Annotated in this window: 23 protein-coding genes; 1 reads left to right on the top strand and 22 read right to left on the bottom strand. The window is 39.8% G+C overall.

Annotated features, from left to right (window positions below):
- Position 1: 1 nt before the first annotated feature.
- From NRIC_RS01955 to NRIC_RS19170, 20 genes are all read right to left on the bottom strand, one after another.
- Entirely contained in the window at positions 2-781 is a 780-nt protein-coding gene (locus tag NRIC_RS01955) for a hypothetical protein (protein WP_146621016.1), read from the bottom strand.
- 11 nt (positions 782-792) lie between these two features.
- Complete coding sequence (locus tag NRIC_RS01950; RefSeq protein WP_146621015.1) at positions 793-1,416, bottom strand: tropomyosin; 624 nt, start codon at positions 1,414-1,416, stop codon at positions 793-795.
- Between the two features lie 13 nt (positions 1,417-1,429).
- Positions 1,430-2,530, bottom strand: a complete 1,101-nt coding sequence (locus NRIC_RS01945) for a hypothetical protein (RefSeq protein WP_146621014.1) — start codon at positions 2,528-2,530, stop codon at positions 1,430-1,432.
- Positions 2,531-2,541: 11 nt separating this feature from the next.
- Positions 2,542-7,275 carry a tape measure protein gene (locus tag NRIC_RS01940; protein ID WP_146621013.1) on the bottom strand — a complete coding sequence of 1,578 codons (4,734 nt, stop codon included), beginning with the start codon at positions 7,273-7,275 and terminating at the stop codon, positions 2,542-2,544.
- Positions 7,276-7,509 carry a hypothetical protein gene (locus NRIC_RS01935; protein ID WP_175579975.1) on the bottom strand — a complete coding sequence of 78 codons (234 nt, stop codon included), beginning with the start codon at positions 7,507-7,509 and terminating at the stop codon, positions 7,276-7,278.
- Positions 7,510-7,592: 83 nt separating this feature from the next.
- Positions 7,593-8,153 (bottom strand): hypothetical protein, encoded by a 561-nt coding sequence (locus tag NRIC_RS01930; protein ID WP_146621011.1) that lies wholly within the window; start codon positions 8,151-8,153, stop codon positions 7,593-7,595.
- Between the two features lie 11 nt (positions 8,154-8,164).
- The gene (locus NRIC_RS01925) at positions 8,165-9,514 is read right to left on the bottom strand and encodes a hypothetical protein (RefSeq protein WP_146621010.1); all 1,350 of its coding nucleotides are present in this window, start codon (positions 9,512-9,514) and stop codon (positions 8,165-8,167) included.
- A gap of 11 nt (positions 9,515-9,525) precedes the next feature.
- A complete protein-coding gene (locus tag NRIC_RS19180; RefSeq protein ID WP_175579974.1) occupies positions 9,526-9,678 on the bottom strand; it encodes a hypothetical protein in 153 nt (50 codons plus the stop codon).
- 11 nt (positions 9,679-9,689) lie between these two features.
- Positions 9,690-10,082 (bottom strand): hypothetical protein, encoded by a 393-nt coding sequence (locus tag NRIC_RS01920; RefSeq protein WP_146621009.1) that lies wholly within the window; start codon positions 10,080-10,082, stop codon positions 9,690-9,692.
- A 242-nt stretch (positions 10,083-10,324) separates the two neighbouring features.
- Positions 10,325-11,017, bottom strand: a complete 693-nt coding sequence (locus NRIC_RS01910; RefSeq protein WP_146621007.1) for a hypothetical protein — start codon at positions 11,015-11,017, stop codon at positions 10,325-10,327.
- A 4-nt stretch (positions 11,018-11,021) separates the two neighbouring features.
- Entirely contained in the window at positions 11,022-12,176 is a 1,155-nt protein-coding gene (locus tag NRIC_RS01905; RefSeq protein ID WP_146621006.1) for a hypothetical protein, read from the bottom strand.
- Between the two features lie 2 nt (positions 12,177-12,178).
- Positions 12,179-13,255 carry a hypothetical protein gene (locus NRIC_RS01900; RefSeq protein ID WP_146621005.1) on the bottom strand — a complete coding sequence of 359 codons (1,077 nt, stop codon included), beginning with the start codon at positions 13,253-13,255 and terminating at the stop codon, positions 12,179-12,181.
- The gene (locus NRIC_RS01895) at positions 13,242-13,562 is read right to left on the bottom strand and encodes a hypothetical protein (RefSeq protein ID WP_146621004.1); all 321 of its coding nucleotides are present in this window, start codon (positions 13,560-13,562) and stop codon (positions 13,242-13,244) included. The genes NRIC_RS01900 and NRIC_RS01895 overlap by 14 nt, the downstream gene beginning before the upstream one ends.
- Positions 13,555-13,728, bottom strand: coding sequence for a hypothetical protein (locus NRIC_RS19175; RefSeq protein WP_175579973.1), 174 nt, complete (start codon positions 13,726-13,728; stop codon positions 13,555-13,557). Before NRIC_RS19175 ends, NRIC_RS01895 begins: the two co-directional genes overlap by 8 nt.
- A 12-nt stretch (positions 13,729-13,740) precedes the next feature.
- A complete protein-coding gene (locus NRIC_RS01890; protein ID WP_146621003.1) occupies positions 13,741-14,013 on the bottom strand; it encodes a hypothetical protein in 273 nt (90 codons plus the stop codon).
- A 16-nt stretch (positions 14,014-14,029) separates the two neighbouring features.
- Positions 14,030-14,641 (bottom strand): hypothetical protein, encoded by a 612-nt coding sequence (locus NRIC_RS01885; protein WP_146621002.1) that lies wholly within the window; start codon positions 14,639-14,641, stop codon positions 14,030-14,032.
- Position 14,642: 1 nt separating this feature from the next.
- Positions 14,643-15,224 carry a hypothetical protein gene (locus tag NRIC_RS01880; protein WP_146621001.1) on the bottom strand — a complete coding sequence of 194 codons (582 nt, stop codon included), beginning with the start codon at positions 15,222-15,224 and terminating at the stop codon, positions 14,643-14,645.
- Positions 15,217-16,608, bottom strand: coding sequence for a hypothetical protein (locus NRIC_RS01875; protein ID WP_146621000.1), 1,392 nt, complete (start codon positions 16,606-16,608; stop codon positions 15,217-15,219). The genes NRIC_RS01880 and NRIC_RS01875 overlap by 8 nt, the downstream gene beginning before the upstream one ends.
- An 18-nt stretch (positions 16,609-16,626) precedes the next feature.
- Positions 16,627-18,204 (bottom strand): hypothetical protein, encoded by a 1,578-nt coding sequence (locus NRIC_RS01870; protein WP_227873708.1) that lies wholly within the window; start codon positions 18,202-18,204, stop codon positions 16,627-16,629.
- Between the two features lie 7 nt (positions 18,205-18,211).
- Entirely contained in the window at positions 18,212-18,628 is a 417-nt protein-coding gene (locus NRIC_RS19170; protein ID WP_175579972.1) for a hypothetical protein, read from the bottom strand.
- Positions 18,629-18,931: 303 nt separating this feature from the next.
- Between NRIC_RS19170 and NRIC_RS01860 the strand changes: the two genes are divergently transcribed.
- On the top strand, positions 18,932-19,318 hold the full coding sequence (locus NRIC_RS01860) for an ASCH domain-containing protein (protein ID WP_146620999.1): 387 nt from the start codon (positions 18,932-18,934) through the stop codon (positions 19,316-19,318).
- Here NRIC_RS01860 and NRIC_RS01855 read toward each other — a convergent pair.
- Both NRIC_RS01855 and NRIC_RS01850 read right to left on the bottom strand, forming a co-directional pair.
- Positions 19,315-20,004, bottom strand: coding sequence for a ParB N-terminal domain-containing protein (locus tag NRIC_RS01855; protein ID WP_175579971.1), 690 nt, complete (start codon positions 20,002-20,004; stop codon positions 19,315-19,317). The two genes, NRIC_RS01860 and NRIC_RS01855, sit on opposite strands and share 4 nt — an antisense overlap.
- Positions 19,997-20,656 carry a phosphoadenosine phosphosulfate reductase domain-containing protein gene (locus tag NRIC_RS01850; RefSeq protein ID WP_146620997.1) on the bottom strand — a complete coding sequence of 220 codons (660 nt, stop codon included), beginning with the start codon at positions 20,654-20,656 and terminating at the stop codon, positions 19,997-19,999. Before NRIC_RS01850 ends, NRIC_RS01855 begins: the two co-directional genes overlap by 8 nt.
- Positions 20,657-20,808 lie beyond the last annotated feature (152 nt).

The raw sequence follows: 20,808 nt of genomic DNA, 5'->3' as shown, positions 1-20,808 counted from the left end.
TCTATTCCGGCGTTCCTCCGTTCATCCTAGGTAACTGTCGCCATTTACCAGCTTTTCTAATACGGTTATGCCCCACATTCTCTCCTCGAGATGTAGCGGGATTTTCGTTTGATTTTTCTACCCAAACACCCTTTTTACGTATTAGTATCCTTCCACTATTTCTATGATTATCTTTCCATTGACCACTTTTTCGAGTTGCCGAAGGTACATAAGTGGGTGGAGTTGGGTTGTAAAGAGCAAAACCAACACGGGTATTTGAATCATGATATTGTCCGTCAACATAATGAATGTTGATCTCAATTGCGGTTCCGGTAAATGTCTGCTGAGGCGGTATGGTCGCTGTAAACGTCTGAGCCTTCCCGTTCAAGAATGTAAATTCATCAATCGTTTGACCTGTATAGCTCCAAACTTCCACGTTGTTTATCCGAACAGAGTAAACAACTCTATACCCAACAGTGGCCGCATAATCGGTTTTTCGCTGCACAAAGGCATCTGGATTCACGGTCACGGTAGCGGTCACTGATCCATCAGGATTAAGAACTTCCTTGTTAATGTGGACCGTCTCTGCGAACATCCTCGTGCTTGCCCATGGCTTGTTGTAATTTTGGCCGTATTGGATGAATGCTTGATCACCAAACTGAGAATAGAAATAATCAGTTGAGTTCAATCCGTCATACCACCAGTTGGGCTTTGACCAATTACCAAACCACGGTGCTCGGATAGTTCCTTTGTTTCTATTGACTGTTGTAGAAGTAAAAACAAACTGTTTTTGCAGTATCATCGCTTCACCCCTTAGTAGCCGTTCACAATGTCATTTTCGGTTGAATTCGGATTGGTTCGAATGTAATATCGGCCATCAGCTATGCCACCAAAGTGATTGATATTCCCTCCAGCAATCCCCATACCTGGTTCAAAGTCGCCTTTGATACCTCCATCCCAAACACCGATTTGTTCGAGCTTTTCAATAATTTTCAACAGAGCTTCGTTTGCAGCTACGAGTTCTTTTTCGATTGTATCAACGCGTTTTTCAAGAGTATCCACTCGTTTTTCAAGAGTATCCACTCGCTTTTCTAAAGCAGTAAGTCGTTCATTCAAATCGTGAAGCATTTGCCATTGTCCACAATCGGAGCAAATCAAAGCTTTGATCATATTCCATAGATTGAAGTTAAAATCCTTTGCGTATTCCTTCCAATCACAATCGTCATAACCGTCAATATCTTCGCCAAATCGACCAATAAGACAATCGTTAAGATTATTCAAATCCTCGCAATTGTTGTGCAAGACATTCAAATCTGGATTTAAACCGGTGTCTTTCTGCAGCGATTTACATTGTTTATCTCCGATACCTTCACGGTACGTTTCTAAGCTTGTCGATTTTAAATCATCACAGGCTTTACACAATTGTTCAGCGTCCATATGTACCTCCCTCCTAGATAGTGATACTGTCCACTTTGATGTAAACACAAGTCATGTCGCAGCAGTTATTCGTTTCGATGACAACGCTGTTCATTCCATGTCGTACAAAAAAACCAAACGTATGACCGTTTGGTATGACTAAATTATTCATATCTACTAATTCCCAATTACAGCACTCAGAAGATTGATAGTAAATATCTCCTGAAGACTGTAGTTTTAGTTTGCCATCATAAGTACCCTTGATTCGCATCCTATTTCCATTTATTTCAATAACGAGGTCTTCTACATTTCCATCAAGGATTATTTCAACTTGATCGGTTTCTAAAACAGTATCACTGTAAAATTGACCGGCTATGAGGTTTTTACAAGCTTCCTCTTTACAAAGCTTGTGACCAAGCATTTTTTCTCCCCAGATTTTCTTGCCGGCCTCGCAGTTGTAAATGATTTGATAGCTATCTTCGCAATTCTCATTGAAGACTTGACTGATATTCCATTTCATTTCACACAATGAACTTTCAGCATCCAAGCTTTCACATTTACACATACATTTGGTACACAAATCATTTGCAGGCTGTAGACAGCCTACGCAGCAATCTAAACACTCATCTACTTCTTGAAAGTCTAAGCATTCTAGAAAATTGCATGCCAAATAAGGTTTTAAGAAGGTTTTTCTTACATCTGCTTTATGCCAAATACCTTCATACAAAACCAAATCAATATCCATTTCTAATGAAAAGCGTTCGACAGAATACGGCTCAGAGAAATTTTCGACTTTAGCAAAAGCCCATAATAGTTGATTGCCTTCTATCGCCCAGACACGGCCAGATTGAGAAATATTCATCATCACCCAATCTTTGAAGAACTTCCGCTGTTCTCGTTCGAATTTTCGATAGTTCACCTTGATAGATAGACTCAAACGCTGTTCGGTTGAAAATTGCTGTCGTTTCCTTGAAGGGGAATAGCTACCATGACCGAAACTATATTCATGAGTGGCGACTTTAAAGCCACCACTCAAATCCGCATCCTGCAACATTTCATAGTTATCGATCACTAAATCGTTGATTTGAAGATATTTCCTAGAAGGATAATAATTGTTGCACTTCTTTCTAAACATAAAAATCCCTCCTATAATCGCTTAATGAAACGATTCGCTCGACGATAACTATAATCTGAATCAGACGCGTTGCCTTGGATATGTTGCGTTACTCTTGCGTTGTTGTTGCTAGTCGTGTGGATGTTATTCACTACTGTAGAAACTGCAGGTTGCATCATGTGCTGAAGATTGAAGCGGCTTGTCAATGCGTTGAAGGCCCCCTCAAAGTCTAAGCTGTTCACTCGATTCATGAAGTTCATACCAAACGTTTCAACTGCCTTTTTCTTTTGAACGAACTCTCCGGGAGTTAGCATGGCCGGCACTGTATCCGTACCCTGTGGCCGCATGAGATACGCTTTACCGCCATTCGCCAGATACTGCGGCACTTCTCCCCCTGTCGATGCCGGCAACGCTCCGTCACTGATATCCCAGCTGCTTGAACTGGATGAAGACCCTCTACCTGGTGTAAGATTTGGCATCCGAATGTTGTTCAAGGCCAGTTGAATTGCTTGCGCTTGTCGACCAACAGAAGATGATAGATTTTGAATCTGAGCGTCAAAACTATTTGACAGTAGCATCCCAAAACTTGAACCTAGCCCGCTGAATTGGCGGCCTTTGGTGTTCATATTCGAGATTTGAGTATCAATAATTCCGGACATATTACTAACCGATTTACTAAACCCATCAATAAGCGCCTTGCCGTAACCTTCCCCGATTGGTGTAAATTTTGATGTTTTACCTTTTAACGCTGTGATCGCCTCTTCTATCTTTTTCTTAAAAGCAGTCACTATTTTAGAGTTTCTGAAGCCTTTTACGATCTGCTTACCATACGATCGACCGATCGGTTCGAACTGACCTTCGAGATTTTGAAGTGTGGCAATCAAATTAGCAAAGGATTCTATCAAACTTTTAATACTGTCGATCCCTTGTGCCGATGGAAACTCATTCATCTTATTGATTATTGTTTTAACATCTTCAATTGTTTGCTCAACTCCTCCTACATTAACAGGAGTATTTCCAATCTCATTTAGGGTATTGCGTACCGCAAGAAGAGAATTGATACCGTTAGCTATTTTTTCCCATTGCCCCTTTTTCAACATTTTTTCATAATTCTCTTTGATTGCCTGATCACCAAGCAACCCGATTATATGCTTGATTAATCCAATATTTGATTCCGCAGCTGTTATGTTAATATCAATTGCTAGATCATTCAGTTTGTTGGCAATCTCTACCAAATAACCAATACTATTTCTGACAGAAGCAAATGGGGAAGAGCCTTTACTTGCACCTTTCCCTGTCTCATAGTTCTTGAAAATCTCTTTGGTATCAAGTTTTGCAATTACACCCTTGATTAAACCAATATTAATACTAGCAGCATCTATATTGATTGACAATGCTAATTCATTTAATTTATTTGCTATATCCACCAAATGTGTAATTGTTTTTCTGACGGAATCAAAAGGACCTGAACCCTTACCTGATCCCATTTCATAATCCTTAAAAATTTCCTTTGTGTTTAATCTTGATATAGCACCCTTGATCAATTCTATATTTGTTATTGCAGCATCTATAGAAATGCCGATTGATAAAGCGTTTAAAAGTGTAGCAATCTCTACTAAGTAACCGATTGTTTTCTTCATAGATGAAAAAGGAGCTGATCCTTTGTTTTTTCCCATCTCATAATTCTTAAATATCTCTTTAGTATCTAGTTGAGAAATTATACTTTTTATCAACTCTATGTTTACGGAAATAGGAGAAATTTCAATATTATTAGCAAGTCCATTTATATTTTCAACAATTTCTTTCAAAGAGAAAATAGCTGATTTGACTGAATCGAATTTTTTGGGAGATCCAACATTATTTAACTTTTTAGAAAATTCATCATCGCCAAGAAGTTTCACTGCAGAAATAACATTCTTAACTGTTGCTTCCACTTCCTCTTTTTTTATTTTTACATTTTTGAGGCTGGATAGATTAGTTGCAATAGTTTTTAATGAGGTTACATATTTTTTAACCTTCTCTACCTCTTTTGAATCAGAGAAAGCCTTGGCCATTGACTTAACCTTATTGATAAAACCTTCTCCATCGGATAATCTGTCAATTATCTTTTTCACTTCGTCAATTCGTTTCAAAGATTCCTCGGAATTAATTTCTGGAAACTCAGATAGTTCATTTCCCAAGTCAGACATCTTTCTAATTGTTCCCGATACTATGGTTACCTTGAAGTTCTTGAACGCATTTTCAAAAAACTCTACCATTCCGCCTAAATCAGCATTAGCCAAATAATCTATTACTTCAATTACATTAGCCAATTTTCCCTCGACTGACGATAAATCATCTGGCACTTTAGAGTTTAATTCTGCTATCGCTTGACTAACAATTATTAATTCAGTAGCTACTAAGGCAATCGTTGCCAACCCGACGCCTCCAACAAGCGCCCCGACACCGGTAATCACAACTGCCCCCACCGCTGCTGATAACCCTGCAAATCCACCGATAGCTACTGCTAGTGCAGCAGTTTTTTTTGTGATATTTCCTATATCGTCTGGCACCTTGTTGTTTAATTGTGCAATCGCTTCGGCTGCAAGCATGATCTCACCGGAGATAGCGGCCACAACTGCAAGTCCCGCGACAGCTGCCAGAGGATTGCTTCCTGCAAAAATACCTGCAATAGCTACCAATCCACTCATTGCACCAATCGCAATGCCCATGTTAATTATCTTGTCACCAATTTTGGATATATCTCCTCGTACTTTCTGATTCATTTGTTGAATTGCTTCGGCTGCAAGCATGATCTCACCTGAAACGAGAGCTATTGTAGCAATGCCCTTAATTGAATCACTGAACTTAAACTTGCTGGCAATATAGACTAGCATTCCCATTGCGGTAATTGATGCACCTATAGCAACAAACTTACTGGCAAGTTCATCATAATTGTTTGGCACTTTGTCATTCACATCTTTTAAAGCCTGCGCTGCCTCTTCGATTAATTTGATCGTTCCGAAAACCAAGGCTAGACTCCCAGCTTTCTTCGTAAACGAAGTAATACTATCAAACATATTGCCTTTGAAAGAACCGAAGCTTGTTGCTTCTTCTCCTTTGCCACCAAATAAAGATGGTAGCTTAAAGTTGGTTAATTTACCAAAAATTTGTAATGCTTTACCCGAAACCTTTGCGGCTATTCCAACTTTAATCAAAGTCGAAGGAAGTTTCCCCAACCCTTTAGAAAAATTTCCATCTCCTAGTTTTGTGATCAAGTCTTTTAGCAAGTTAATCGCAGGAGTAGCCATCTTTTTAAAGAGGTCGAGACCTTTTCCAGCATCTTGCAAACCTTCTGCGAATCCTTCCATGAATGCCTTTTTATCAAATTCACCGAAGAACTCTTTGATTTTATCTTTATTTTGTTCTAGATAGGCGATACCCTTATCTAACTGCTTTCCAACGAAATCAAAAGTTTTTGCTATTATTGGTTTGATTGCAGCAATATTTTCAGCAATAGTTTTACCGGTTAACCGTTGTGAAGCTTCGTCAAACTTCCCCATCAATCCTTCTAGTCCGTTCACAACTGCAGTTTTAAGGTTTTGTATTGATGTCGCGATACCTTTCGTAGTTTCACGAGCCAGCTTACCCATAACACTTTCCGTATCTGCACCTAGTTCAATCATTTTGTCATTGAACTGATCGATAGTAATAGAACCATTTTTTAAAGCCTCGTATAAATCTTTCTTTGCTGATGCTCCTGCGAAACCGAAACTCTCTGCAATCTTGACTAAGCCAACGTCCATTGTCTCAGTAAGTGTATTCCATGAGTCCATTTCCATTTTGCCGCTTTGCAATACTTTCAAATATTGCTCCGTTCCTCGTGCTGCTTTCTCAGCATCAGATCCTGATCCAAGTAAAGAATTGTTCAAAGCGTTTGCTGTTTGCGTTGCCTTTTCCATTGAACCGAAAGAAGTATACATACGTTGAGCAGTGCTGGAGATATCATTTAACCTTGTAGGCAATCCATCGATACCATCAAGCAACATGTCTTTCGATTTGGCCGCTTCTTCAGCAGAAACACCCAACTCACCTAAAACTTTAGGGAATTGGCGCAAAGTATCGAAACGGCTAATTGCCCCACCTACGGAGTTTTTAACCTGATTAATCCCTGCGTCCACTAAGCGAAACACTGTGCTGAAACTAAAAAACTCCTTCATCTTAGAAAGAAAAGGATTTAGTATCTTGTTGCCAATGCTATTCAGTTTGTTTCCTAACTTTTCGATATTAGAGGAAATATTGATGTGCGGGCGAGTTGATCCCAGACTAATGAGTTTGTCACGAAGTTGGCTGGCTTTGGATTCGGTTTGACGTAGTTCATCGGCTTGAATCTGCAGATGAGCTTTCTTGTTGCTTAAATAACTCATTTCTTTGTTGAGGTTCTTCAGATCCTTGTCAGCACCTTTTAGGTTTTCAGTAGTAACTTGTAAAACTGCTTTTCTGGCTCTAAGCTTGCCCATCTGCGCTGTAATCTCAGTCATTTTTTGCTTAGCATTTTCAACGTTACTTGCATCGGCCTTGATCATCGTTTTTTGTGAGGCTAGCTTCTTCAATTCAAGATTAATGTTAGTGATTTCTTTTTTTGCGTTGTCCGGTTTTTCAACACGTATCTGGATGTTAGCCTTATTGTTCTTAAGCTCTTTGATACGCTTATCAATTTGCTCTAACTGCTTTTCAGTTTCAGCCAAATTCCCTTTGACTTCTACAGATATTTTTTCAATCGCCACTTACTCACCCTCTTCCTCTTCTAAGTCATCGTCGTCAAGGAACAATACAGAATACGCCTCTGGTTTCTTGATTTCCTTCTTGCTTTTCGTATCCAGGTTCTTCCATTCCAGATAATTGCGATAGGTATCCTCGTTCGAATACTGACCATAGGCAACTATTAACTCAGGAACACCCCACTCATCTAAAATGGTATTGGGTCTAATATGAAGTATTCGCCCAACATGATGGGCCATGTGAGTATACATGCCCATCTTGGCGAAATAGTTTTCCGATTCGGTTTCAATATTCGTTTCATTCTGACAGGCTTTTCGCCATGCTATCCGAAAAAACCATCCACCTCATTGATGAATTCCGGATGATTAAGAATCAGCTGCATCATGACTTCAAATACTGAAGTTGCCATCATGTATTCGCCGTGGTAGTCGTCGATCCCTAAAAAGACTGCAACAAGATTGTAAATCGCTAAATCAAATTGATCGTAATAGTGTACGAATAATTCACCAGCTTCCTTGTCATCTAATTCTGTTACATCCCCATTTTCAGTAAGCTTATTGAAGAATGGCAGCAACTTTTTACCCGCCGACAAAAGGCGAATCTCATTTCGCGGCGTGATAGCGCGGTCTTTAAATTCGACCTGTACTAACCAAAAGCTGCCTTTTTGCTTTGCTGATTTCACTTCGTAAGGAAAAGCTTTCACCATATCTTCTCGAAGCTTGAACTCAATCAGATATGTATTTTTTTTGACTTCGGTCTTGTTGGCATCACCTGTAACAACGACTTCGTTATCAGTTACGAGCGCAAAAGGAGTAGTATCCTCTTGCGCTTGTTCAACACCTTGTTTAATTTTCAAGAACTGTTCCAAACCTTTATCGCTCATGGTCATTCTCCTTAATCTCGAATTCGGAATTTCTCAAAGAAGTTTCCGTTTCTAGCACGCTGAATAGAAAGCCCAATTTCAAAGTTGGCTTCTTCATTGTTCAACACTTCAGGGAACGAGGTCACTAATACATTATTGTAAATATATTGAATCTTAACCCCGTCAGTCTGCTCACGAGTAAACGTCATGCGCACGCGGCGTGTTTCAAGAGCCTGATCGTTAGCAACAAAGTGTTCTGCTTCTACTTCCTTCGGATAGCTGACAATGACTTTTTGTCCGATCAATGATTCGTGGAAAATAATTTTTCCAGCGTCATTAATATCTGTTGTCGTGCCATCTAACACGATATACTGACGTTCGTTAACAACTAACACCACAGGTGTATTAAGCCGCTGTAACTCAGCGTCAGTCACGTTGCAGTTATCAGAAATTTGAGCAGTAGTAAACGCGCACTCGTCCATGTTCATATCAGCTACTTGGACTAATCCGTACTTGCGACCATCGAAGGTGCTTTCAACCACTTCCCGCTCTTCTGAGTGAATGTACCAGCCTTTTGTCAACTCACCACGCGAGAGAAGCGGATTCACTTTCCAATTGTTCGCAGTGATGCTTTTTCCGTTGATCGTTTTGCTGATCGCAATGCTATCCGGATCATAGCCGCCACCAAAGCATGAGGCATCCACGGGATCGATAGACAACTCATCGCCGACTTCGGTCAAACATCCGACTTTTACAACATCATTTGTTTCAAAGTCCTCGATCGAGTCATAAACATAAATCGAAGAAAAACCTACATTCGAGACTGTTGTTGCTGTATCTGGTTTGACAGAAACCTTCATGATGATCCCGTTTTCTGATGCTTCCCAACCATTTCCTTCTTGTGAAGTCGGTGCTTGCGTCAAATCAACGATCACCGGATAATGACGTTCTTCTGTTGCCTTCAATTTCTGAGTGTATACGTCTGCATTGGTGAAATTGGTGTCTTTCAAATCAGCAATTGTCGTTTCGATCGTGTAGCCATCCTTAGCAGCTAAATAGACATACTGAGTAATAAGCCCTGCAAAGTATTCTGTCGCATCCGAAGGAATATTGATCGTCATGCTGACACTCTCTCCAACACCACCGCCAACCATTAATGTTCCGCTGTTGCGGCAGCCTTCCGCCAGACAGTTAAACAAATCAGCTGGGACCTTATATTGATTGAAAGAGACTGTGTTTCCTTCTGTCGCTATATAGTTCCTAGTGTTCGCTTTAACACAGCTGTCAGCGTCAGTGAGAACCGCCAAATCAATTTCCATGAGCTTGTTGATTTTATCAAGACCGATTTTATTCAGGATCTTGTCATTTTTACATCTTCCCATTCATATCACCCCTATTTATTATTTTCGACGACACGAGTTGCGTTTCGTTGATGAACCGCTGTGCCCTTTTGATTCATCACTTTTAGTTTGCGTTGAACAAATGCAGCTTTGTCTACATTTGCCCCCGCAGCGGCCGCTACATTCTTTTTTTCTTCTTTCGTCATTTGGATTCCTCCTATTTCAAATTCGGTCTTCGTGCTACTGCACGAGCAACAAACGGATCACCTGCTGAAGCAGGAATCCGTACTGATTTAGCAAAATGGACTTTCCCGTCTTTTCCTAGCCATCGCAAGGCTTTCGCTTTTCGTGGTCTAATCGTATAGGCAGCATGACCATCATGATAGAAAACAGAATAATCGACTCCACCAATGTTTCTTGGATCAGCTTTAAGTTTTGAAACATCTACTCCGGCAAGAAAATGAGCTTTCCCCTTTTTTTCTTTTGTGATCGCATCACGAGTGGCTCCCGATTTCACATGAACTTCCTGTTTTAGAATATCGACCATTTTGTTCGTGTAATCTTCTATTTCCTTTTCGACTGCCCGCATGACAATCTTTTTAAGGGCCATTTAATCAACCCTTTCAAACATTTGCTCACTGACTCCATTCAGTTGATAGTCCTGTTCCAACAAAAAAAGACCATCGTGTTCGATGACCTCGTATACTTGACCGGCTATAAAATTCTTTCGCGCCCCGCTCGGTAGAATGAACGTTTTGTCTCTTTGAAAATTGAACTTTGAAACCCTTCTGCGACCGCATGAAGAACAGCCTGAGTATCGGACTTGTTGTTTCATTCCTAGAAATTTTACTTTCACACTAAAACACCCCAGATTCTATGAATGCGACCACACAAGCTTATTAGTCCTAATTGTTTTTGATAGTTCTTAATCAACAACTCTTTCAGATAATCTTCCAGATCCGGACTAACTTCATCATTAAAATCTATCACGACTCCCTCACCTTTTTCGCATTGTTGACATGATCCACAATCGCATTTGAGCTTATCTAAGACTATTTGCAAAAGATCGCATAGGATCGGCAATATACACTCCGGCAACTCTTCATAGCCAGCCACATACTGAACAACAATTTTGGCATCCTGAGGACATTTACAATCGTCCTGTGTGAAATACTTTTGGTAATTAATTCGAATCTTTTCAAAGGTTTCACTATACACAATATCTGTTGGATCAATCTCCGTTACTTTATCAGTTAACCCATCCTGTTCAACTAACACTGCAGAAATTGTTTCAGGATAAATGGGTACATAAAAAGGAATGAACTCAAAAATACCTGATTCACAAGAACACAAATTAATCCGTTCTGCATCAAATATTTCTTTTCTCATTCCATTTAAAAACGTTCCACACAAATCATCAGTCCAGCATGTCATTATACTAACTAAATGAATCAGTTCTTTCACAGCTTTTTCTAAAGCGGTGTCTTCTAGATTATCTGGAAGACATCCGCAATAGTCTTTAAGCTGTTGAACGATCGCTTCCATGATTCTAGTATGTTTGAGGTACTAATGTTTCTGGTTGGATTAATCCGTCCAGACCTTGCAATGTACCTCCAAGACAATTAGGAGACAATGGAATATCTTGAATGATCATCATCATGTTGGGGTTAGTACCAGCAACAGTTCCATAGTTGTAGTAATTAATGCAATCGGATGCACAACCGCTATCTGGCTTGTTTGTGAAAGTATAACCTTCTCGGATAAAGTCAGCTCCTGGTTGTAAGCCGCCAGCGCCTAAATAAGCACCTACTACCGCAGAATTCAGAACCCAAACCTCTCCAGTTCCCGCAGTCATGTCGACTGGTACCTTTTTACTTTGAATAAAGCTAACGCCATTATAGGCCAATGTGCTTCCAGTCTTGGTCCATCCATCAGGTAATGTGTTAAATTTCCCCGGCTGAACTTGTTCACTGATTGCATCGTAAACAAGTGGGTGTACTGCAAAAACAAATCCTTGCATACCACCCAATACAGAATAGCGGCATTTCACGTCTTTAAATGCGCTCAATACATCCACACCGGAAATCTGAAGAACAGCAGGATTTTCCAATACTGAAAGTAAGCCGTTGAATGGTTTCAACACTGTAGTTCCAGTGTTTGGCAATCCAAGAATCAATTCATGCTCAGTATAGAACTGCATCGATAAGCGGTTCATACGCAAGCGAGCATCCCAAACAGATTCTCCTTGTTGCAGGAAGTAATTCGTTAAGTCCTGAGCGCCAGCATGCCGATTTTTATTGATATACTCATCTAAGATCGGTGTGCAATCTTGCAGACAAAGCAAGTCAATATCTGACTTTGTGCCACAGTGTGCGATCTCAAACGGTACCCAGCAACATAATCCGGAGGTATCTTCTGGCGGCAGCGTATAAACGCTTTGAGGAAGGACAATCGTCCATTTCCCATTTGATCCACGCATAAACACCTCACTCATACGTTGATTTGCATTTCTAAGAGTTGCTGACAATGGAGTGCTTAACAACCAGTTAACTAAAGCATCCCCTACTTGAACCGGACTTTGCAGCTGATTGTTTGAAAAATCCCGACCAAGACCAACGTCACCTATGTTATGAAACTTTTCAATTGTTTCGGTTTGAACAGCTACAGCATTCAAGTCCTTATTCGTAAATCCTAATTGCGACATGCTTATTCACCTTCCTTTTTCGCAGCAGCTTCCATGGCTTTCAAATTTTCTAAAGCCTTTTTGAAGTCAGTCGCTTCTTCATCGTTTTTCAGAATTTCTTTCTTTTTTTGTTCATGTTTTAGTTCAAGATCATTCGCAAGCGCAGTGAATTTTTCAAAAACGCTTGGAATAGCTTTGTCATACTCGGCAAGCTTTTCCTTGGCTTCTTTCAATTCTTCTTTAGCCGCAATTAATTCTTCAGCCAATTTGATTCCTTGTTCCGCAATCTCTTCGGCATTTTTTTCGACCGCTTTCAGCCGCTCGACTTCATCGGCAATCTCTGCCATTTTTTCAATAGTTAACCCTTCAGGCAGTTCGACCGCCAAATCTTCTTTTGTTTCTGGGTCTTGTTCCGGCTGTTTTTTTGTAATCTTCGACATCATTTCCTCGAATGTTTCAGAAAAAGATTTTTTCTGTTTCGTCATATTGCTTTCCTCCTTTAGTTTTAGCCCGGCACTGTTAATGTTTCCGGGATCGCCAACGATGGCAAAACCTAAAATATCTATTTGATCAAAGATCGGATACTCTGCCTCCAAAAGGTCAACAGCATTCCAATTGATTGACGCATAGAATTCGGCACTCACGGCCATCGTAAAGTTCATTAGTTTTAAGTCTTTGACTTTGCTGAGCCGATCGTCTAATTGAAAAGACACATCTAACCCTTTTCTTCCTTCTCCAATATCAACAACAGTCAAGTCCTTTTTGGTCCAACTGCCTAAAATAATTGGATCAATCGCAAAGTCAACGTGCCCTAAGTTGATGTATCCAACATAATCATCTGACAATGAATCATAGAACGCTTGAATAGTCCCTTTCATCAGGTAGGATCGTGGAGAACCATCTGAGTAAACGACCATACCTTCATCAAGCAAGCGGTATGTATACCGTCCATTTGATTCTTCAGCTTTCATAGCTACGCCAACAAAAAGACCTTTGTCATCTTCAGCAGACAGATTCAAAACACTATCAAAGGCTTTCTTTGCTTTTTTACGGCTTGCCCATATTTCTTCACGCTCTGAAATGAAACTAGGTGTCTTCACTTTGATTCACCTCAATTATGTTGTACGTGACTGTTTTAGTTACTCGACCACCGCAACAAGTTCTTGATCCTTCTTTGAAGTCAACTCCGTAACTCTCTAGCTTTTCAATCAAGGGTTTGGTTGAATCTTTCGTGACAGAGAGACTTTTCAAAGAATTCAAAAAGAGTTCGTCATCTTCTAATTCGTATACTTTGCCCGGTAGCAGCGGTAAATGACCGTAATGGACAACACCATTGAGCCGTTTTGCGACATTTACGGTTGTCCGTTGATCAATCGCATCGATTAACTTATACGTTCCCTTAATCATCAGCATCAGCCTTCTTCTTCGATTGTTTCTTTTTAGCGGGCACATTTTCTTTCTTTGTTACTTGTGCTTCGATCGGTTCAAATTCCACTCCGTGGCTTCGTTCTTGCCGCCTAAAGTTTTCCCTAGCTTCCTTAGCGTTTTCGAACCATTTCACTTCTTCGCTCATCTAAAGCCCTCCTTAATCCGGCAAACAATTCATAGGATCGCAGGCTGGATCTGGAATTGTCTGTTCAGTCGTATCTCCAAGCGTAATGCCGCAGATACAATCAAAGCGCATCATTTGGACCTTGCCTGTGTCATCTTTGTAAGTTACACCTTCTTGTGCGCCAACATTCCCGTTCTGATAAGCTGCATAACGCGCATAAACGGAATGAGCAGCATCACCAGTTAAATCGACTTTCGAACCATCTTTCATGTTCACTGATACAGCTTGAATTCGTTTGACTCCCATTCTTTTCACTCCTCACTTAGTTAAAAATTAAAATAAACTCGATATAACATTGATCGTTAGGGTGTGCAATTGCCACTCCACGGTCGATGTAGTTATAAATAAACTCTTTCCCGCTTGCTAACTCGACCGTTTGGCCGTTCACGAGAAAGGGTTGATCTATCGGAATTGTTGTTCCATTCAGTGCTTTACAGACATCGCAGCAACCGCTATGCGCTACCCAACGTTTAAAAATTCGAACATTGTAGTCCATCGCTTGCAGGTAGGCAACGACCTCCAACTGAACTGTTTGCTTAATGTTCCCCATCTCAGTTACTTTCAATCGTTCATAATTTTGCTGCACAAAAATAAGCAATAGCGCTTTGGCTGTTGCTTTGTCTTCGTTCTCTAATTCAATTTGTTTTTCTTGAACTCGCAGCCTCATATCGATGAATAAATCTGTGAGATATTCTTCATAAGCGGTCTTATTTACTGGATTAAATTCAATTGATAGTTCGTTCTCACTTGCAAACTCTGCTATCTCTAAATCATAGTTATCCATGTAATAGGCTATGATAATTGATAGTAAAATTGCAGCGGCCTCTGGATCGTCAGTCGTTAGAAACTCAACAACTACGTCTTCCTCATTCATTTTACAAACCTAAAACCGTCGGTTGGGCAACTTCAACAGAAACACTGTCAATCGCTTTTCTAACATTCATCATATCTTTATCAGACATGCGGTGTTTGAACTCATTGATAAACTCAGTATCAGAAACAATACTAGACTCAACCTTCAAACCTTTTTTGGTTGGTTCAATGATATAAGTAGGAATGTTGTGCGCATAAACGCGTCCTGATGCTTGTTCTTGAATGGCTCGAGTATCTAATACAATTTCGTACTTAACACCAGCTGTTGCAGCCTTTTTGCCTTTTGCTCCTTCAACTTCTTCTTTCTCAGTCATTTCAATTGTTCGGAAGCGATTATCAAAATAACTTGCAGGATTAATCGCAACATTGCGACGACGACTTGACGTATATCCGAGACCTCCGTTTACTGTTTCGCGTTCTCCGACCTCGACTTCTTGAATTCTCTCTTCCAAAAGTGCTCTATTCAATTTAGCAGCATCCTCATACGAAAACACTTCTTGCCCATTTACTTCAGCGACGGGTTTAACTTCGGCCACTTTCATTAGTTTTTCTGCCTTCTGTCTTAAAATATCCATTTCACTCATCTTTTTCTCTCCTATCAAATAGATTTAAAAACTTTTCTAAAATGCGCTTAGGCACAGATTTTAGCTTGTTTGATACTCTATCATTCTCATCCAAATCGGCTTCCAATATCTTAGCCATTTTATCAGCCAGACCGTTGTAACCAGCTCTAACTAGCTTTTCGATCATATTGACGATTTCAGACCGCTTCTTGTTTTCGTCCTCGGCCTGCTGCATTTCATACTTGTCAAAATAGATTTTCTCGACGCCTAGCTTCGGTGCTAGCATGTTAGATATTTGAATAGCGAAATTTTCACGCTTAGGCACAATCGAATTAACCATTGCATTATCTATCAGTTTTTCCATCGAAACATTTCCGCTTACTTTACCAAGTCCAATCAAAGTCGGTTGGATTCCGAAGATATGAGACATTATTAAACCCTCGTTTTCAGCAAGCCAATTGATGAACTCGGTGGCCTTAGTAATACGAGGTAGTTGAGTAAACTTCTTAAATACAGGAGGGACAGCAATCATCTGATCGCTTCCTGATTCTTTAATTAATGCAGCCAAAGCCGCAACCTCTTGTTTTACTTTCTCCTTTTGACTCATCTTTCCCTTGATGGATTTATCTAACACCTCACCGGTGCTGATTTCGTTGTCATCTCCTTTGGCATATGTTTCATCAAGCTCGAAAAGAATTCGACCAGGACCATCGTATTCGACGTCATAAAGAAGACGCTCGTATAAGACTTTCAACATTTGAGAGCGTAGCTGATCATACTTCAGATAGCTTTCACCACCGATTTTGGTTGTGTCTGTTCGTAAATTGACGAACTCTTCTTTAGAGACGATAACAATCTGTCGCTGTTTATCTACAATTACACCTTTTTTTAAAAATGTTTCTTTGTCAAAATCCAAGCCTTTAATATCCGTGTCGAAAATTTTCTGACCTTCGCCTGCAAGAATATAACCAACGATATCCTCAAAGCCGTAGTATTCTTCATTCTTCGCAGTTAACGCAGCATACTGTTTACTTTCGACTTCCAGCAACCCATCTTCTAAACTTAGAAACCGAACTCCTGCTTTACCGAAGACAATCGACTGCCTGACTGCTTCCCGCAGAATATTATAGTTCGTAGTCCCGCGTCTATTCTCCTTGTAAATAAACGGTTCAAGAATCTTTTCATCCAAGTCCTCGTCACCGGTAGTTAAACCATTTGAAAAAATGAAATCGACTATCTGATCGACAACGTACTTCAAATTAGGTAGATTGTGATAGAGCCAGTCAAGAACATCTTCCTCATACTTATGTTTAGTTACTTTGAAATTACTACTGCATGCAGCATTGCATTCCAGCAATTCATCCAGTAAAACAGCTCTAGACAATCTATCGTATTTTGATACCAATATATATCACCCCTTTCATTACTGATAGATGAACGCCCCTTGTGTCAGTGAATATAAAATAACCGCATGAATGGAAAGCAGTGTAGCGTCCAATTCATCCGGCGACTTCCCTATAATCGCTTTTATTTCATCCTTGGGAATAATTGCTGTCTTGGCTCCATCACCCTTGCGAATACCCTTGACAGCGTTCATTTGATCTCGCATGGATTCGTACATATGTTTAGTGAAAGATACTTTCTGATTATCTATCAAATCCGCTAGGTCCATATGAATCTCAGCACGTTTGTTAAAACCGTATACTGCCGCATAATGTTTAGCCTCTTTACGCACCTTAGTTGTACCAGAACCAAAATCGATTCCTTTGACAGAAAAACCATTAGCATATTGGCTTAATCCTTCAACTAACCAAATCCCTTTGCCGACATCTATACAAACCATTTGAACATCATACGCCTTAATAATACCTAACAGTTCACTTATGATTTCCTTACTGGTTACACCATCGATCCAATTTTCTTTTTTTAAACTGAATTTATCAAAAACTCTAACCTTGCCATTCGATTCTAAAGCACATAGAACAGCCTCTATGCCATCTTTTCCTTTGTAGGCACTATCTACCCCTAAGAAGAAAATGGACTCTCTATCGAGCTCGCTGTCATCAATTTCGACAGGATTGAACAAGGAACTTTCTGAATAGTCTTCTAACTCGCATAACAAGTAGCGAATACAAGTAGATTTATGAGCAAAGAATGTTGATTCAGTCACTTGCTTTTTTGAAATAATACGGCCTTCTTCATATGCAGTGCGTGCGTCCATCCAAACAATTAAGCTATCTTCTGGAACATGTTCATTGGTTAGTTTGTCAAAAAATCGACCGGGATTGTGAGGGTTGCTGATCTCAAAAGAGATATATTTTTCACCAGTTACATTAGCAAACTCCCGCCGCCCAAGTTCGGCATACACATCATCGCTGATCATAGACGCTTCATCGATGATATAATCGCCGCCCCGTCCGATAGCTGCATTCCCTTGCTTTGGATCATTAAAGGCTTCGCCTAGTGAGATTGATTCAATTGATCCACCGCCTTTAAAAGCCAGCTTACGCTTACTCATAGCCGTTTGAAGACGTTCAATTTTATCCGCCGTTTCTAACATCTTATTTTTTACGCTAGAATCTACCGTTTGAATGTGAGCAATTACCTTACTCATGATGATGTCCGTAGTGCTTGAATTACCACCTGCTACATACATTTGACGCCGGTCGTCAGCAAGTCGGATAGCAATTTGTCCGCAAAGCCATGATTTCCCATACTGAGATGGCGTCACCACTATAAACGTTTTATATTTGCCGCTGATCACTGCACCATAAAGTAGCGCTTGAGTAAAAAAAAGATCCGTACCAAAATAACCTTTAGCATCTTTCGCCCCTAATATGGCTAGCTTTATCGCTTCTTTCATAGAAATGCTTAATCGCTTGTAATGATCCGGAATATAGCCGACGCCCCATTTTATAAGTTGAGATTTGGGAGTTGCATTATCCAAAAGGCGAATGACTCGCTTTTGAGCTTCGTTATAAGTGATGTTTGTCTCAGCCATCGTTGCGCTACACATCGTCTAAATCAATACCCTGTTTAGATAGCAACTCATTGTAATACCTTTCGGTAATCTCCTGTTTCTCATGTAACGGTAGCTCGATAGTTCCAGCATGTTCGATCTTCTGAACGTTGCCGAACTCGCCACGTGCTTTTCTCTCCAGATACCACACAGAAGTTTTCGCATCTCCGGCTTTTAATGCGTCTACTAGATTCATTTTTGCTTTGATGATCGGCTGATTTTTTAACTCCTCTTTTCGCTCCGAAAATAGGGGGTTTTGCTCACAGTATTTATAAAGGGTGGATGGCGCAATATCCGCAACAACACAAGCTTCCTTATCGGTCAAGCCATAAGAAAAAGCATACTCTAGTTTTCGGAGCACATCATCATTAATTTTCTTCGGCCTTCCGCGCTTATATTTTGCCATTTAACCACCTTCTTTCTTTTTATTTAGGAGCTAAATTGTTATTAAAAAGCGACTAACTAGCCGCTTCTAAGTTGTAATAACGCATTTCATTAATCTTTATACCCTTTCTCTTTTAAATGACTGGCACTAGATATTCAAAACAAGTTTTTATGTCTTCGGTTACTTCATGTTCACTGCTATCTCCATTTTGTAACTCCGACAGGTTGAATATCCTACCGTTAATTCTATCTAAAACCAACAAAACATTGCATTAATACCATGATAATGTTATTCTGTTCTTAACAAGAAAAAAGGAGCGATATAATGAAAGCATTATCTTTAAGGCCTGACTACGCATGGGATGTTCTGACAGAAAATAAAAAGTTCGAATATCGAACTTGGAATACCAAACATCGTGGCGATCTTTTAATTTGTTCAACTGCAAGAAAGTTGCCTGGCTTCATTTCAAAGCATGCTATTGCGGTTGTGAATCTTACAGAAGTTAAACAACTTGGAAATGGAACTTTTGCTTGGAGACTAGACAATGTTCGCTGCATTAAGCCTTTTTACGTCAAAGGACAGCAGGGACTTTTCAATGTCAATGATTCTTATATCGAGTACCCTCGCGAAAATGATGTAACAATGGAAAATGGTGTTGAGATTATTAGTGATGATTTCTGGAAACATTACTATGAGGCGATAATTGACTAATTAGCACCTTCTTCCAGTTTTGCATCAATAAACCTTTGGAGTTGCTCTAATGAAATGTAGTCTTCATAGGCTGGAACTCCAATTATTTTGTGAAATTCTTTGCGTTCATTCTCGTCGCGGAAAACTAAAACCGTAAGGAAGTTGATATTATTACGATCAGCTAAACGTTCTTTTCCTTTCTCTCGTGCGTCCTTAATCTCCTGAAGTTTATTCTTTTCCTCATCTACTTCTGGAGGATTAAATAACTCAGAAAAACGATCATCTCCATTAAACATGAAATCTATATCAAGTGATGTAAAACCGATGTCTTCCGTTTGGAGGTTAAAATCCAACATAAGTTCAGCTAACGAATCTGTTTCATATTCACCTTGAATCGATTGGTTATTCAAAACGATATTTAGCTCAACTTCTTCCTTTTCATCCACGTCTATCACACTAACCTCTAAGGCATAATCTTTCGTGCCCTCTAAAATATCTAACGCTGATATTCGTTGATGACCGCCTACTATGTTTCCAGTTCTTTTGTTCCATGTAGGGGTATTGACTAAGCCATGCTTTTTCAACATTGCTTTTAATCGTTTCTTCTCATCCTTACTAATCCGACGTGGATTATAAGGCGCATTCATTAATTCACTACGATGGATAAGCTCAGTAGTTGATTTTTGGTATTTTGTTTTATTAACCATAATCTTCAAACCTCTTAACTGCCGCTCCTGCAAGCGGAAAAAAGTGTAAAATTTTCTCATAATCAGCTGGAAATAGTGATTTGATTGCTGCTAATTCCGAACCTTCAAGACTACGAAAGGAAAAGCCCAACTTTTTATTTTCTGGGCTAAGATATAATTTATTTTGTTTTATGTAATGCAATATTTCCTTTTTATTCCATTCAGCAATTGGATACATTCTACCTCTTTTTAGGTCAATGCTGCCACTTTGCTTAATCATAGCCCGGCGAACAATTGAATCCGCTATACGTTCCCCGCAAGCAATCCAATGCGCACCAGTTTGCAAACGCAAATAATCATATTGCTCTGTGATAGAAACGATTTTCACGTAGGGGTCCGCTGGTCTGAAACTACCGTATCGATAAAAATCTGACAACTCAAAATGTGGCATACGAATTATTTCATTTCTGTATAGTTTTTCATAATAACGCAAGGTTCTCTCTTGAAACTCTAGTCCAGGTACCAAGTACATGAAATAAGGATATACATTTTTAAAATACTTAGTGCAAAGATCATAAGTCACAATACTATCCTTACCAGTTGATAAACCAACAAGGATAGTATCCGTAATTTTACTTGCGGTTTTTATGGATTCAAATAGAATAGCTCCCAACTAACTAACCGCCCTTTCCGCCAGATGAACCACGATTTCCTTTTCGTTTCGCTGGCCCAGTTGTTCGTGCACCTCTTGTTTTAGTTTGAGTACGTCCGACTCTCGCCATACTATCACCACCTTTCAAATAAAAAAACATCAGTAATAACGTT

The organism is Enterococcus florum, assembly GCF_004309355.1.
GTDB lineage: Bacteria > Bacillota > Bacilli > Lactobacillales > Enterococcaceae > Enterococcus_A > Enterococcus_A florum.
This window is presented reverse-complemented; position numbering and strand designations above follow the sequence as displayed.